Source organism: Alcaligenes sp. SORT26 (assembly GCF_017377875.1).
Classification (GTDB): domain Bacteria; phylum Pseudomonadota; class Gammaproteobacteria; order Burkholderiales; family Burkholderiaceae_B; genus Alcaligenes; species Alcaligenes parafaecalis.
In genome coordinates this window covers 3,071,236-3,086,189 of sequence record NZ_CP070975.1, presented here as the reverse complement: position 1 = coordinate 3,086,189, position 14,954 = coordinate 3,071,236, and the positions used below count along the sequence as shown (strand labels likewise).

At 57.8% G+C, this 14,954-nt stretch carries 12 protein-coding genes; all 12 read right to left on the bottom strand.

All coding sequences use genetic code 11. The features are described from left to right. Nucleotides 1–8: 8 nt before the first annotated feature. Entirely contained in the window at nt 9–854 is an 846-nt protein-coding gene (locus tag JYG33_RS14090) for a MetQ/NlpA family ABC transporter substrate-binding protein (RefSeq protein ID WP_207872793.1), read from the bottom strand. Between the two features lie 72 nt (nt 855–926). After that, the gene (locus tag JYG33_RS14085; protein ID WP_207872792.1) at nt 927–2,360 is read right to left on the bottom strand and encodes an LLM class flavin-dependent oxidoreductase; all 1,434 of its coding nucleotides are present in this window, start codon (nt 2,358–2,360) and stop codon (nt 927–929) included. A gap of 16 nt (nt 2,361–2,376) precedes the next feature. Continuing rightward, nucleotides 2,377–3,201 (bottom strand): MetQ/NlpA family ABC transporter substrate-binding protein, encoded by an 825-nt coding sequence (locus JYG33_RS14080; protein ID WP_207872791.1) that lies wholly within the window; start codon nt 3,199–3,201, stop codon nt 2,377–2,379. A gap of 165 nt (nt 3,202–3,366) precedes the next feature. After that, the gene (locus tag JYG33_RS14075) at nt 3,367–4,566 is read right to left on the bottom strand and encodes an SfnB family sulfur acquisition oxidoreductase (RefSeq protein ID WP_207872790.1); all 1,200 of its coding nucleotides are present in this window, start codon (nt 4,564–4,566) and stop codon (nt 3,367–3,369) included. Nucleotides 4,567–4,570: 4 nt separating this feature from the next. Then, complete coding sequence (locus tag JYG33_RS14070; RefSeq protein WP_207872789.1) at nt 4,571–5,836, bottom strand: SfnB family sulfur acquisition oxidoreductase; 1,266 nt, start codon at nt 5,834–5,836, stop codon at nt 4,571–4,573. Nucleotides 5,837–5,992: 156 nt separating this feature from the next. Next, on the bottom strand, nt 5,993–6,655 hold the full coding sequence (locus JYG33_RS14065; protein WP_207872788.1) for a methionine ABC transporter permease: 663 nt from the start codon (nt 6,653–6,655) through the stop codon (nt 5,993–5,995). Then, on the bottom strand, nt 6,627–7,832 hold the full coding sequence (locus JYG33_RS14060) for an ATP-binding cassette domain-containing protein (protein ID WP_207872787.1): 1,206 nt from the start codon (nt 7,830–7,832) through the stop codon (nt 6,627–6,629). The genes JYG33_RS14065 and JYG33_RS14060 overlap by 29 nt, the downstream gene beginning before the upstream one ends. A 1-nt stretch (nt 7,833) precedes the next feature. Continuing rightward, complete coding sequence (locus JYG33_RS14055; protein ID WP_207872786.1) at nt 7,834–8,676, bottom strand: MetQ/NlpA family ABC transporter substrate-binding protein; 843 nt, start codon at nt 8,674–8,676, stop codon at nt 7,834–7,836. Then, nucleotides 8,676–9,503, bottom strand: a complete 828-nt coding sequence (locus JYG33_RS14050; protein WP_207872785.1) for a MetQ/NlpA family ABC transporter substrate-binding protein — start codon at nt 9,501–9,503, stop codon at nt 8,676–8,678. Before JYG33_RS14050 ends, JYG33_RS14055 begins: the two co-directional genes overlap by 1 nt. A 316-nt stretch (nt 9,504–9,819) precedes the next feature. Continuing rightward, nucleotides 9,820–11,010 carry an acetylornithine transaminase gene (locus JYG33_RS14045; RefSeq protein ID WP_207872784.1) on the bottom strand — a complete coding sequence of 397 codons (1,191 nt, stop codon included), beginning with the start codon at nt 11,008–11,010 and terminating at the stop codon, nt 9,820–9,822. 287 nt (nt 11,011–11,297) lie between these two features. Beyond that, on the bottom strand, nt 11,298–12,359 hold the full coding sequence (locus JYG33_RS14040; protein WP_207872783.1) for a serine hydrolase domain-containing protein: 1,062 nt from the start codon (nt 12,357–12,359) through the stop codon (nt 11,298–11,300). Continuing rightward, the gene (locus JYG33_RS14035) at nt 12,359–14,893 is read right to left on the bottom strand and encodes a TonB-dependent siderophore receptor (RefSeq protein ID WP_207872782.1); all 2,535 of its coding nucleotides are present in this window, start codon (nt 14,891–14,893) and stop codon (nt 12,359–12,361) included. Before JYG33_RS14035 ends, JYG33_RS14040 begins: the two co-directional genes overlap by 1 nt. Between the last annotated feature and the right edge of the window lie 61 nt (nt 14,894–14,954).

Sequence of the window (14,954 nt, the reverse complement as noted above, 5' to 3'; positions counted from 1 at the left end):
CTCGGGCCTCAAGGAGCCTGCGTAATGGAGGCGTGTTCCGCCGTCTTCCATGGCAAGGAATACAGCTTCTTGTCCCCCGCAAAAGACGTGTCGATCTGCGCAGCCACGGCAGGCGAGCGTTGATAAAGATCCACAAACTGGCGAATGCGCGGATCATCTTTATGGCTGCTCCGAGCCACAAAGCGAATGGCGTAATACAGATCATCCACGGTGGAGTACTGCAAAGCCTGGCTGGCCAGTTCCGTCTGACCCGCATTGACGAAGTGGGCGGGGTAGCCCTGAACCAGCGGCAAGTCATCAGCCGCACGCACCAATTGCGGCCCTTCCACTTCCACGATGCGCAGCTTCCTGGGGTTCGCCGTCACATCGTGGATGGACGCACGCGCAGCCGCGCCGTCTTTCAACTGAATCAAGCCAGCCGCCTGCAAAAGCAGCAAACCACGCGCCTGATTCACCGGGTCATTGGCGACCCCAACAGATGCGCCTTCAGGGATCGCATCCAAAGATGTGTACTGCTTGGAGTACAAGCCAATATTGGGCAGCAAGCCGTAAGCCACGCTCTCAATGGCATAGCCACCTTCCTTGACGGCATTGTCCAAGAAGGCCTGATGCTGGAAGTAATTCAGATCCAGATCCCCCGATGCCAGTGCAGTATTGGGCGTGGTCCAGTCGGTGAATTCGATCACCTCAACCTCCAGGCCCTGTTTCTTGGCCTCCTCGGCGGCCACAGCAACAGAGTCCGCCAAAGAGCCGGGCGTCACACCAATTTTCAGCGCAGCAGCGGACACCTGGCCCGCAAAACCCAAGAGGGCCAAGGCAAACACAGCACGAATAGAAAGACGAGCAAACAACATGGTCCTGACCTTATAAAAGTGGTCGTAAAAAGAGAGTTCAAAGCAGAAGATATTGGCTCTGCTCTGCCCTAATCAGCTCGCCTGCAACACTGAGGTGGCTGTGTCCTCCGCAGCCGACGCCCCTTCCTTGGGCGAGCCAGAGGAGGGGTGCCGCCACTGCGCAGCAGGATGCGTAGCCGACAGCCGATCACCTTGTCCAAACAATTGCTGGCGCAAGGTTCCACCTTCGTAAGCCGTGCGATAGCGGCCCCGGTTTTGCAGCTCGGGGACGACAAGATTGGCAAAGTCTTCCCAGGTTTCAGGCACAACGATGCGGGTCAGGTTAAAGCCGTCAATCTCGCCCTCGTCAATCCAGGTCGTCAGCGCGTCAGCCACTTGCTGGGGGTCGCCCACAATGGTCTTGTAGCGGCTACCCAGCGTGAATTGCTCCAGCAGTTTTCGACGCGTGGTCCAGCCTTGCTTCTGCGCCGCAGCCGCTGCCGATTGAATGGCATTGCTGGGCCCAAAGCTGATGGGTTCATCCAGGTCGTACTGCGAAAAATCAACACCTGTGCTGGCCGCAAAATGCGCCAGGCCGCCTTCGGAACTGGCATGGGCCAGATAGTCAGCGTATTTCTCTTTGGCCTCGGCCTCGGTCGCGCCCGTCACCACTGCCACGCCTGCATAAATCTTCAGATCCTGCGCCCGACGACCTGCCTCCACCGCCGCCTGACGCAGCTTGCGAGAGGAATCTCTGGCCGCTTCTGGAGTGCCGGCTCCGATAAAAACCCCTTCCGCATGTTGCCCCGCAAACTGCAAACCACGCGCCGAAGTTCCCGCCTGAAATAACAAGGGCGTACGCTGCGCAGAAGGTGCGCTCATATGGATAGCATTGCTGCGATAAAACGGCCCTTCGTGGTGCACCGTATGCACTTTCTCCGGCAAGGCATGGATACGGCGCTGCTTGTCCGCAATCACTGCGCCATCTTCCCAACTGCCTTCCCACAGCTTGTAGGCCAATTGCAGAAAATCTTCGGCGCGATCGTATCGACTATCGTGCGCATCCAGACCATCCTGCCCCAGCCCGCGGGCGCCGCTATCCACATAGCCGGTGACAATGTTCCAGCCTATGCGGCCATTCGTCAGTTGATCCAGCGTGCTGACATCACGAGCAAAGGTGTAAGGGTTATGTGCGGCCACCGTCGCCGTCAGGCCAAAGCCGATATGCTGCGTCACCGCCGCCATGGCTGACACCAGCAGCCAGGGATTATTCACCGGCAACTGAATGCCCTCGCGCAGCGTCAAATCCACACCGTGCTGGTACACGTCGTAATAGCCAACTACATCAGCCAGAAAAATGCCGTCGAACAAGCCTTTTTCCAGGGTCTGAGCCAGATCTGTCCAATACTTCAGCGTGTGATACTCGGTCGAGCGATCACGCGGGTGAGTCCACAAGCCATGGTGAATATGGCCCACGCAATTCATATTGAAGGCATTGATATGGATGTGTTTCTTGGGCTGCGTCATGGGGCATTCTCCTTGCTTAATGCGGCAACCAGGTCAGGCGATACAGCTTTTGCTCGCCCTGGTAGAACTGATTGATTGCCTCGCGCACAGCGGGCGATGTTTTGTAGACCTCCAGGAACTGGGCAATGCGCGGGTCTTCTGTCTTGTCGCTACGGGCCACAAACTGAATCGCCCAAGAATCGTCCTCGTAACTGGTCAAGGACAAAGCCTTGGTGGCATCGAACGCTTTGGATGCCAGAATGAAATACGGAAAGCCCTGAGCCAGATCCACGTCCTGCGTAGCACGAGCCAATTGCGGGCCTTCCACTTCCACAAACTTCAGGTTTTTGGGATTGGAAACAATGTCATCTGGAGTGCCCAGCAAACCGGTCTCCGGGCGCAGCTTGATCAGGCCCGCATGCTGTAACAGACGCAATCCGCGGCCGACATTGACGGCGTCACTGGCAATCGCCACTTTTGCGCCATCGGGCAAATCAGCCAGCGTGGAATGCTTTAGGGAATACAGACCCAGGTAAGACAAAATGCCCGGCTGCACGCTGACCAGTTTGAAGCCCTTGTCGCGCACCGCATTGGCCAGGTAATTGCTGTTCTGGTAGTAATTCAGGTCAATATCACCCGCATCCAGCGCCACATTGGGCGTGGCCCAATCGGTAAATTCGATCACCTGCACATCGACACCCTGCTTCTTGGCCTCCTGGGCGGCAACGGCCACCGAGTCCGCAAAAATGCCGGGGACAACGCCGATTTTCAAAGGGGCAGCAGTTGCAGTGCTGCTCAATAAAACAGCGGTAGAAACAAGGCTGAGAGCCGTCAGTTTTTTAAGAAATCGCGAGATAATCATCAATCAAAATCCAGATAGAAAAGAAAGGCTCGTGGCCTGAAACACAGGCCATATCGAAGCGCATGCAAGCCTTGCTAAAACGTATTTACTGGCCTGCCTTGAGCCATGTGGCGCAAGCGTTCTGCGCCCTTGCCGCCGTGCCAGAACACGGCTTTCCGGGCTGCATCACAAAGCACCATGACGCGGCGGACGCACACCATTCAACGTGTAATTGCCAATGGCGTGATACTTCCAGCGCACCGGGTCATGCAGGGTATGCACGCGGGCGTTGCGCCAGTAGCGATCCAGACCATGCTGAGCCTGCGTAGCGCTGGTGCCGCCCAGCTCAAACAACTTGCTGCCTGCCAGCACACTGGCCGTCGTCGCCAAGGCTTTGGCCTGCGCAACCGCTATCGAGGCCTGCGCCACGCTGTCTTCGTTCGGGGTTTGCTGGGCCGAATTCACAAAGCGGGCTGCACGAGCCAGCAGCGCCTGTGCCGCACGCAAACGAATATGCACATTGCCTACTTCCTGCAAGAGCAAGGGGTCCTGGGCCGCTGTATCGACGCCTGCCGCGATCCAGGGGCGGCTATGCTCGCGGATGAAGGGCAAGGTGGCCGCAAAAGCGCCTTGTCCAATCCCTAGATCCAGAGCGGCGTGAATAATCTGGGCGTAGGGACCAATGGTGGTCGGACGCTCGAAGGAATCCGTGAACGGCACAACCCATTGCGGCTGCACGGGAACACGCGTGAACTCCACCGAACCACTGCCCGTGACACGTTGACCGAAGCCATCCCAATCGTCTGTCAGCGTGACGCCTGCAGCCCCGCGCGGTACAAAAACCAGATACAGGCGGCCATCATCCGGCGAGGTCGTCAGCGTGGGAATCCAGTGCGCAAACAGCGAGCCCGTGCAGTAGAACTTGCGGCCATCCACAAACCAGCCCTCCGGCTCTTTCAGCAGTTGCGTGCGGCGTACAAAATCCTTTTTGCCGATCTCGGCCAGTGCATTGCCAAAGCGTTTGCCTTGCAGCACTTGATCATAGAAAAAGGCTTTTTGCTCGTGCGTCGCCCCTACGCGCAAGACTTCCAGCGCGTAATAGTGGTTTTGCGGGATATGGCCGAAATTGCCATCGGCCTGAGCAATGCGTTGCACGACGCGGGTCAGCACATCAGTGGAAACACCTGCGCCGCCGTACTCCTTGGGCACAGTGATACCCCATAAACCGCTTTGGCTGAATTGCTCCACCTCGCGATGCGGCAAGATGCGGTCGCGGTCACGCTCCAGGGCATTCTGGGCAATCAGTTGGGCAAATTGTTCGGCGGCATCCAGGGCTTCGGCCTCAGACCGGATGATATGTACGGAGGTAGAAAGCTGTGTCGTCATGGCCTCAATTCCATTGGTGATAAGGCGGGAAGGCGCCATTGAGCAGGTAATTACCCAGCAGGTGGTATTTCCAACGCACCGGATCGTGCAAGGTATGTACACGGGCATTGCGCCAATGACGATCCAGGTTGTGGGCCGCACGAGTAGACGAGGAGCCCGCCAGGGCGAAGAGCTGCTCACTGGCGTTCAAGGCCGCTTCGGTCGTCAGAATCTTGGCCTCGGCCACGGCGGCAGAAGCACGGGCGCTGACGGCGGCATCCACCGGGTTTCGCGCCAATACATCCAGCAGGCGAGCCGTCTCCAGCAAGACCTCTTGAGCGGCATCCACCTCGATCTGCAAGGCACCGATTTCCTGAATGATGTGGGGGTCCTGCGTGGCGCTATCGACACCGGAATCCGTCCAGGGACGCGCCCGATTTCGGACAAAATCCAGCGCGTCCTGCAAGGCTCCCTGGGCGATACCCGCATCGATACTGGCCTGGATTAATTGCGAAATAGGGCCAGACAGGGACGGCACATCGACGAAACGCCAGCTTTCCAGCACATGGTCGTCTTCCACCGGGACCTGGTTGAACACCACAGAGCCGCTGGCAGTGGTGCGCTGACCGAAGGCATTCCAGTCATCAATCACCTGTACGCCGGGCGCATCACGACGTACCCAGACCTGTACGCCACGGCCTTGCTCATCAGCCGCCCGAAACGGAATCCAATGCGCGAACAAGGCTCCTGTGGAATAGAAACGTGTACCGCTCACGTGCAAACTGCCGTCTGCCGCGCGGCCCAGATGGGCAGTGATATCGGTAATGACAGCCGCTTTACCCTTTTTCTCCGGCCCGCCGTTCCCTAAACGTGCGCCTTGAAGCACCGCCTTGAACCAGCGCTGTTTTTGCGATTCGCTACCAGTGTCTTTCAGGTTCTGAAGCAAGGCAAAATGGTTCTGCGGAATCTGACCCAGCGAGGGATCAGCCGCGCTGATGATGGCAAAGACCTGCACCAGCGTCTCGTTGGAGGCTTCCAGCCCGCCATAGGCTTTGGGGATGGTGATCGCACCCAAACCACTGGCGGTATAGCGTTCTATCTCATCCCAGGGTAGCTGGCGCAGGCGGTCGCGCTCGGCGGCTGTCTGGGCAAATTCTGTAGCCAGCTTCTGGGCAATGAGCAGGGCTTCGGCCTCACTGCCAATCACATAAGGAGTTTGCGGCGGTGGCGGTAAACGCTGCCCTGCAAAAGCGTCAGGCAAAGCTCCGCCCTGAGTATTCCGATCATTCATACGGCACTCTTTTCAATGACTAAAAACGGTAGGGATAGGCGCAGCCTTGAATACCGCGCCCAGACTCAAGACCAGGTGTCTGAGCAAACAAAAAACATCAGGCTTAAAGCAAGAGCGATGCGCCGGTTCGGGCTTGCGTCCTTGCCTGCCCGTTAATCAGCGAGCACGCAGCCAGTGCACATAACGGTCTCCGGCAAACTGCACGACGGTGACCAAGGCGATCAGCACGGCAATCACGATCACCATGACTTGCGTGTCGAAACGCTGGTAGCCATAACGAATCGCCAGATCCCCCAGCCCACCCGCGCCCACCGCACCGGCCATGGCCGAGGAGCTGATCAAGGCCACGACGGTAATCGTGAAACCACCAATAATGCCGGGCAGCGCTTCTGGCAAATAGACATGGCGCACGATGTCCCACTTTTTGCAGCCCATCGCTTGTGCCGCTTCAATCAGGCCGGAATCCACTTCACGCAGGCTGACCTCGGCAATGCGGGCGAAAAAGGGTGTCGCACTGATGGCCAGCGGCACAATGGCCGCCCATACGCCAATCGTGGTGCCTGCCAATACTCGCGTAAATGGAATCAAGGCAACCAGCAGAACGATAAAGGGGGTGGCCCGAAAACCATTCACCACACTGCCCACCACACGGTTGATCTTGGGCGACTCCCAAAAACCATTCGGGGCCGTCACAATCAACAGCACTGCCAAGGGGATACCGGCCAGAAACGCGACGACTCCCGACACGCCCACCATCATCAGCGTGTCCAGAAAAGCCTGCCAATAACGCTCAGCGGGGATGCTCAGATTCCACAACATATCCAATGTCCTCAATGTGATGCGCGATAGCCGCTGGGCCTTGCGTCAGGGATTTCAAATCGGGCAGGGCGACATGCCCTTCAACAGCGACCAGCAAACGTCCATGTGCATGACCCTGAATACGGTCCACGCCGCCATGTACCAGTTGCGGCTGACCAGGCAGGCTGCGAGCAATGCGCAGCAAATCCGGCTCCCAGCCACCTTCGCCGCTATAACTCAATTGCAGGATGCGGCTGTATACGCCAGTCTTGGGAGGCTGCTGCACCAGTCGCGCCTGCAAGTCCTCGGGCAAAGTGTGTTGCAAGGGGGCCAGCAGGGCCTTGGTGGCATCATGCTGCGGCTTGCCAAACACCCGCCAGACCTCGCCTAGCTCGGCAATACGGCCTTGCTCCAGCACCAGCACCTTGTCAGCAATTTCGCGGATGACACTCATCTCGTGAGTAATCAGCACGACGGTAATGCCCAGGCGGCGGTTAATGTCTTTCAGCAGGCTCAAAATGGATTGCGTAGTCTCCGGGTCCAGTGCGGATGTGGCTTCATCGCAGAGCAGAATTTCCGGTCCTGTCGCCAGGGCACGAGCAATGCCAACACGTTGCTTTTGCCCGCCCGACAGACGGCTTGGATAGGTGTCAGCCTTGTCCTGCAAACCCACCAATTGCAGCAGTTCCTGAACGCGCTGAGCAATATCCTGCGCGGACACACCCGCCACCTTCAAGGGCAGAGCCACGTTCTCGTACACCGTTTTGGCGGACAGCAAATTGAAGTGCTGAAAAATCATGCCAATACGACGGCGCAACTGCACCAGTTCGGACTCATTCAACTGGGCAATGTCTACGCCATCAACCAGCACCTGACCGCCCGTGGGGCGCTCCAGGCGATTGATGGTGCGCAGCAAGCTGGATTTACCCGCGCCACTGCGGCCAATAATGCCGAAAATACTGCCCGGCTCAATGTCCAGATCAATGTCCTGCAAGGCAGCCACGGCACCTGCCGAGGAATGATAGATTTTGGACAGATTACGAAAGGCCACACTGCCTGCCTGAACAGGCTCAGCTTGCACTGCCCGTTCGGATTTAACGAAGGCACTGGCCTTTTGGACCTCTCGGTGACCTGCTGCCTCTTCGGCGGTGTCCCGCAAATCGTCTACGTTACGCCGTAGTGCTGATGACAATGCCATATCACTTGCTCGCGGTGCTGCTGCCTTGCCACGGCAAGGTGTACAGATGGGGGTTGTGATCAAAGCGGTCGGCAATGGTGTTGCGCACCGCCTGCGACTGCTGGAACAGCTCCACGAACTGCTTCAACGCCGGGTCATTGACGCGATCTTTACGTGTCACAAAACCCATCGCATAAAAAGTGTCGGCAATGCCGGAATAGACCAGCGCCTTGCCCGCATCTGCCTTGCGACCTGCACTAACAAAATAGCTGGGCCAGACAACGGCCAGGTCCACATCCGGCAGGGAGTGAATCAGTTGCGGACCTTCAATTTCCACCAGCTTGAGCTGCTTGGGGTTGTCCACCACATCGTTCACTGTGGCCCCGTTATCCAGGCCATTTCGCAAGGTGATCAAACCCGCTTTTTGCAGCAGCAACAGCCCCCGACCCTGGTTAACGGGATCGTTTGGCAAGGAAACGGTGGCCCCCGCAGGCACTTGCTCCAAAGACTGATATTTGAGGGAATACAGGCCAATGTTTTGCAGCAGGCCCAGACCAATCAGCTCCAGACTGTAGCCACGCTCTTTGATGGCATTGTTCAGAAAGGCCTGGTGCTGGAAGAAATTCAGATCAATATCGCGATTGTTGACGGCCTCGTTGGGCAGGGTCCAATCCGTAAATTCGACCAGTTGAATATCCAGGCCGTGCTTTTTACCTTCAGGGATCAGCGCCTGCACCGCGTCAGAGGTTGCCCCCGGTATGGAGCCTACTTTGATGACAGCTGCAGATGCGCTCAAGGGGACCGTAGCCGCAAGCAGCAAACCCAGCGCCCAACGCTGTAAACGGCGAGAGAAAATGGCAGCCATTATTTCGCCCCTCCTTGTGCATTCAGCCAGGCCAGGGTGTAAAGGCGCTCGTCATTATTGAAAGCCGCACGCGACACGTCACGCACAGACTGGGAGTTTTGATAGATGGAAATGAACTTTTGAATGACAGGATCGTTGCTGCGATCTGCTTTAACCACGAACTGAATTGCAAACTGCGCATCTTCAATGCCGGAATAAGCCAGGCCACTGGAAGGATCAAAGGCTTTGGCCGCCACGATGAAATGCGGATAGCCTTGGGCAATATCCACATCGCCGGTAATACGTACCAACTGCGGTCCTTCCACTTCCACAAAGCTGAGCTTCTTGGGGTTCTCGACAATGTCATCCAGACTGCCCAAATAGCCCACCTCCGGCTTGAGCTTGATCAGCCCCACTTTCTGCAGCAATAGCAGGCCGCGGCCCTGATTCACGGGATCATTGGCAATACCGACCTTGCCGCCTTGGGGCACTTGGTCCACGGCCTGATGTTTAAGCGAATACACACCCACATTGGCCAGAATTCCCGTACCCGCGCTAGCCAGCTTGTAGCCGTTTTTCTCGATGGCGTTTTTCAGGAAGGGCTGGTGCTGGAAGTAATTGATATCAATATCGCCGTTATCCACCGCCACATTGGGCGTGGTCCAGTCGGTGAACTCAATCACCTCGACATTGATGCCTTGCGCCTTGGCATCCTTGGCCGCGGCGTTGATGGAATCGGCATAGGCACCAGGCACCACGCCAATGCGTAAAGAGTCGGCAGCGATGGCCGGAGAAACAGCCAGCACAAGGGCACTAGCTACGATGAATTTGGACAGATGCTGGAGCATGGTAAACAGTGCCTCACGGGGTAGGCCTGCGCTTGCAGGCAAATCTTGGAAGCTTCTATTACATCGACTCCATTCCCCTGGCACCACAACAGAACAATCATTTACTTATGCTGGCTAATGGCTAGATAAAATTACTTCAAGTTATTGATATTTATATTATTTTTGAAAATAAACTAAATACTTTCGACGATGACATTTGTGATATTTCATGCGCGTTTCAAGTTAGCCACGAGGTGCCAGTCCACATATATCTACAGCCTCTCAAGACCAAAAAAAATCCGCCCGAAGGCGGATTTCTTTATGGCAGCAACACAGCTTAGCCGCGAACCTTGACCAGAATTTCGTCCAGCCAAGCCAGCATCAGGTCGATTTCGTCGGCCGTGATGTTCAAGGCTGGCATGAAACGCAGCAGGTTAGGACGTGGCGAGTTCAGCAGCATGCCTTCTGGAGCGCGATCGCGGGCAGCAGCCACGATTTCCGGGCCGTCATCCTGGTCCAGAATCAAAGCGCGCAACAGGCCTTCACCACGCTCGCCGTTCATGCCCCATTTGGCGCTGATAACCAGCAAGCCTTCGGACAATTGCTTGGCACGGGCGTTAACCGAATCCAGGAAGCCAGGAGCAGCCAGTTCGTCGAACACGGCTACGCCAGCAGCGGTCATCAGGGGGTTACCGTTGTAGGTACCGCCTTGGTCACCTGGCTGGAAGCAGGACACTTCTTCGCGAGCGCACAGAGCCGACAGCGGCACGCCACCACCGATGCCTTTACCCAAGGTCATGATGTCCGGGAAGATGCCCGAGTGTTCGTAGGCAAACATGGTGCCGGTACGGCCCATACCGGTTTGCACTTCGTCCACAATCAGCAGCAGCTTGTGCTCGTCGGCCAGAGCGCGCAGGCCTTTCATGAATTCCACGGTAGCGGGAATAACACCGGCTTCGCCCTGTACGGGTTCCAGCATGATGCCCACGGTTTGATCGTCGATCAGCGCGCGCACGGACTCCAGATCGTTCAGCTTGGCTTTCGGAAAACCGTCGACCTGAGGGGCAAACATGCGATCCCAGCCGGGTTTGCCGGACAGGGACATGGTGGCCAAGGTACGACCGTGGAAAGAGTGCTCAAAAGAGATGATCTTGTAAGCGTTGTTCTTGTTGATCTGGCCCCATTTACGAGCCAGCTTGATCGCGCCTTCGTTGGCTTCGCCACCGCTGTTGGCAAAGAACACGCGGTCAAAGCAGGAGTGCTCCACAATGCGTTTGGCCAGCTCGATAGAGGGCTCGTTGTAGAACGCAGGCGAAGGGTTGATCAGCTTGGACGCTTGTTCGGTAATGGCCTTGATGACATTGGCGGGGCTATGGCCCAGCGCGTTCACGGCCCAGCCCTGGACGGTGTCCAGATATCGCTTGCCGTTGTGGTCTTGCAGCCAGGAACCTTCTCCTCGCACAAAGACCAACTCCGGACGCTGGGTAATTTCCATTAATGCACGTACACCGGCCCGATCGAATTCCATAACGGCAAACCTTGATGAAAAAAGAAAAAAGAAACCAGCCCGGCGGCTGGACGATTTAATTCTAACGCAGCACACCCCCTGCAGGACGCTTATGCCTGGGACAATGGCGATCTGGCTATGGATTGTCCCTTTTCTGGTACAAGTTGATGCGAAAACAGCGCGGCTCCTGGTTTATCGCAGGGAGCCGCGCTGTTTTGCTTGAAGCCTGAAGGCTGGTTTCCGGTGAGCAAACTTGCGAACAGGTCGTCGGGCGCAACCCATCCTGTTTGAAACACCCGCCTAACTGCTTAAGGACGATAGACAATAGGCTCCAACTGCCCCTGTCCCGACTCCAGCAAGCGCTGAGTCATGGCGCGCACATCCCAATGAATAGCATTGCACATCACCGCCGCACCCTGACGTCGCTCCGGGGAATAGGCCATGAAGCTGTGATAACCCGCCCAGCCGCCGCCATGTCCCCAGGCGGCATAGTCCTCACCTAGCTGAACCGTTTCCAACCCGAACTGATAATTGTCCTTGGGCTCGGTCGGGACCGATTGTGTCAGCAAGCTGCGCAATCCCGGCAAGGGCTGCCCCTGCGGGCTCAGCAAGACGGTGTCCTGTTCCAGATGCCCCAGCCAACGCCAGAGATCGGCCGCGCTGCTGTGTACCTGGCCGTCCCCGGTCTGCTCCCAGCTTGATTCACTTTTTTGAACCTGACCGTCCTTGACCCGATAGCCACGGGCCAGTTGCGGCAAAGCGGACGGGTAACGATCCACAATCGCGGTCTCGTCCATCTCCAAAGGCTCAAAAATATAGCGCTGCGAGAACCGGGTCAGCGGCTGGCCACTGATACGCTCCACCAGTTGAGCCAGCAGAAAATAGCCGGTATTGCTGTATTCAAAGCGCTCTCCCGGCGTAAAACGCAAGGTGGGATGAGCGGCCAATATATCCAGCGTCTCGGCCACGGTGACGGTCTGATGCTCTCGGCCTGCCTGGTACAAGGGCTCGATATAGTCTGGCAAACCACCGGTATGACGTAACACTTGCCGGATGGTGGGCTGGCCCAGCTCACCGGGCAAAGTTGGCCAGTAGCGGGCCAAGGGCTCGTCCAGCGCCAGTTTGCCGTCCTGAACCAGCATCAGGACAGCCAAGGCCGTGAATTGCTTGGACAAGGACGCCAGATTAAAGCGCGTGTGTTCATCAATGTACTGACGCTTGTCCAGATCCGCCCACCCCCAGCTACCCGTGCTGGCCCCTTGCTCAGGATGCAGCAAGGTCCAGGCGCAACCAGGCATCAGCAATGGGCTGGCCTGTACATTGAAGCCCATGCCCAAACCCAGCAAGGTCGTCCCTATCAGTCGTTTCATCAGAATCGTCCAGAAAAAGTCAGCGATACTTGTCGGCCCAAACCCCAACCGCAAGTCCACAGGGAACCGCAGCCGTTGACGTACTGCTTGTCGGCAATGTTGGTCACGTTCACGGACAGCTCGCTGTTCTTGAGCTGGGGCGACACCCAACCCAACTGCGTCGCTACCCGAAAGTCCGCCACGGTATGGGCGGGAATGCGCAGGCTGGCGTAACCACCACCGGCCACATCAATATCGCCCCCGTGGGACGAACCCACGTGGCGAACCCCCAAGCCCATCACCGTACCGGCCAGGGGGCTGCGTCCTGTAAAGGTGTAGTCCACCCACAGAGCCGCCTGATGGCGTGGGGTATACAAAGCAGGTTTGCCCTGTTCTTCGGGGATTTCACTGCTAAGCACTTTGGTGTTCAGGTAGGAATAACTACCGATGACCGACCAGTTAGGCGACAGATGTCCTGTCACCGCCAACTCCAGACCGCGCGAGCGCAGTTCACCGGTTTGCACCTGATCGGGGAAGCCGTGAACCGGGTCGTCGGTCAAGCGATTGGTCTGGCGCAAGTCGAACACGGCGGCACTGGCCATCCAGTTCGCCCCATCGGGCTGATATTTGACGCCCACTTCGGTCTGCTTGCCTTTCATGGGCCGGAACGCCACCCCTTCTGCGGTCACGCCCGCCACAGGCTCGAACGAGGTGGCGTAGCTGACATACGGTGCCCAACCCGAATCAAAGCGGTACAAGGCGCCCAAACGGCCCGTCGTGGCCTTGTCGCTCTGGCCCAGGTCGTCCTCCCCGGCCCGGCGGCGGCTGGTACCGCTGACGGAGGACCAATCTTGACGCAGGCCAGCGACCAGGCGCCAATTGCCCCAGGAAACCTGGTCTTGCACGTATACGCCCGTCTGATGACGACGGTTGCTGACTTCGCTCAGGGTGGTAAAAGGCCCAATGGCTGCGCCGTATTCCGGCTCATACAAATCCAGCAAGCCTCCGCTGCCTTCCGGGCCTACCGAGGCGGTTTGGCGGCGGGCATCGAACGTGCCCCGGTAATAATCCAGACCCAGCAAGACCGTGTGTTCGGCCTGTCCCAGATTCCAGCGCCATTCAGACTGGGTATCCACACCCAGGGAACGGGAGGTGCCCGTGCCCCGGTTAGCGTAACGCTCCAGCGTGCGCCAATCCCAGCCACCCTCGCTGGGGTCGTCGAAGGAATACATATCGCTGGTCACCGACTCCATCACCGACTTGATACGTTGCACGCGCAAGTTCTGGCGCAGTGTCCAGTTGTCGTTGATGTCGTAGACGGCTGCCCAACCGGCCATATCCTGGTCGCGGTCGTAGCGGTCAAAGTGCGGCTCGCCAATAAAGCGTGACAGGGGGATTTTGCCGTTGGGGTTATCAAACAAGGTGCCGTAGGCGGGCAACCACATATAGTCACTCCCGCCACGGTCACGCTGGATCGAACCCATCAGGACAATTTCACCGTTTTCACCCAAGGGCAAGGTGACTGAAGGGGCCAGCAACTGGCGCTTGCGTTTGACATGATCGGTACGGCTTTCGGTATCGGAGCTTAACGCCAGCAAGCGCCAGGCACTGACGCCGTCCTGACCCAATGCGCCCCCCAGATCCACGCTGCCGCGAAGCTGGCGCGGAGCCCCCAAGGTCAGCTCGATATTGCGTTGATCCACTTGAGTGGGCCGCTTGCTGACCATATTGACCATGCCGCCGGGCACCACCTGCCCGTAGACCACCGAGGCGGGCCCCTTCAAGACCTCAATACGCTCCAGCATGAAAGGATCAATCTGCGGCAAGGTCCAGTTATTGCCCGCACCGCTGCCACCGGCCAATTTCACACCATCCAGCCACGCGACAGAGTCCGCGTTGAAACCACGCAAGGACATGGTGTCAAAACGCGAATCCACCCCATCAAACTCCACCGCCACACCCGGCACATAACGCAAGGCTTCACCCACGGTGCGCGTGGCCAAGGATTCGATCTGCTGTTGCGTCACCACCGCGATCGAAGCAGGCGTATCCATAATGGCGGCGTCGCTCTTGGTGGCAGTCGCGCTGCGGGTAGCCAGCAAGCCGTTCGCAGGGCCGGTTGCATTCTCACGCTGGGCCTGCACACGGACGGCTTCCAGCTCTTCATGGCTACGGGTGCTCAAGCCGGGCGCAGCGCGCAAACGGTAGCCTGTGCCATCAGCCACCGCCTCCAGACCACTGCCTTGCAGAATCTGCCGCAAACCTTGCTCGGGGAGGTAAGCGCCTTTCAGACCAGGGCTGGTTTTGCCTGCGGTCAAGGACGCATCAATGGCCAGTAAAAAACCACCTCGGGCGGCAAACTGATTCAGCACCCGATCCAGGGAGCCCGCCGCAACGTCATAGTTCATCTGCTGCGCAGCCATGCTCTGCGCCTGGGCGGCAGAAACAGCCAAAGCACCTGACAAGCTCGCGGCCAGCAGGCAGGGCCCCAGGGCTAAGCGGGCAATAGTGAAACGTCTGGACTGGGCCGCAGGACGCATGGATTTAATCAACATGGCTTCTCTCTTCAGGGATGAGCAGCCCGGAACAAAAACCGGGCCTTTGCATGTATCCCGA

Coding starts and splice junctions, on each gene's coding strand:
- JYG33_RS14090 (WP_207872793.1), bottom strand. CDS start 854: ATGTTGTTTGCTCGTCTTTCTATTCGTGCTGTGTTTGCCTTGGCCCTC.
- JYG33_RS14085 (WP_207872792.1), bottom strand. CDS start 2,360: ATGACGCAGCCCAAGAAACACATCCATATCAATGCCTTCAATATGAAT.
- JYG33_RS14080 (WP_207872791.1), bottom strand. CDS start 3,201: ATGATTATCTCGCGATTTCTTAAAAAACTGACGGCTCTCAGCCTTGTT.
- JYG33_RS14075 (WP_207872790.1), bottom strand. CDS start 4,566: ATGACGACACAGCTTTCTACCTCCGTACATATCATCCGGTCTGAGGCC.
- JYG33_RS14070 (WP_207872789.1), bottom strand. CDS start 5,836: ATGAATGATCGGAATACTCAGGGCGGAGCTTTGCCTGACGCTTTTGCA.
- JYG33_RS14065 (WP_207872788.1), bottom strand. CDS start 6,655: ATGTTGTGGAATCTGAGCATCCCCGCTGAGCGTTATTGGCAGGCTTTT.
- JYG33_RS14060 (WP_207872787.1), bottom strand. CDS start 7,832: ATGGCATTGTCATCAGCACTACGGCGTAACGTAGACGATTTGCGGGAC.
- JYG33_RS14055 (WP_207872786.1), bottom strand. CDS start 8,676: ATGGCTGCCATTTTCTCTCGCCGTTTACAGCGTTGGGCGCTGGGTTTG.
- JYG33_RS14050 (WP_207872785.1), bottom strand. CDS start 9,503: ATGCTCCAGCATCTGTCCAAATTCATCGTAGCTAGTGCCCTTGTGCTG.
- JYG33_RS14045 (WP_207872784.1), bottom strand. CDS start 11,010: ATGGAATTCGATCGGGCCGGTGTACGTGCATTAATGGAAATTACCCAG.
- JYG33_RS14040 (WP_207872783.1), bottom strand. CDS start 12,359: ATGAAACGACTGATAGGGACGACCTTGCTGGGTTTGGGCATGGGCTTC.
- JYG33_RS14035 (WP_207872782.1), bottom strand. CDS start 14,893: ATGTTGATTAAATCCATGCGTCCTGCGGCCCAGTCCAGACGTTTCACT.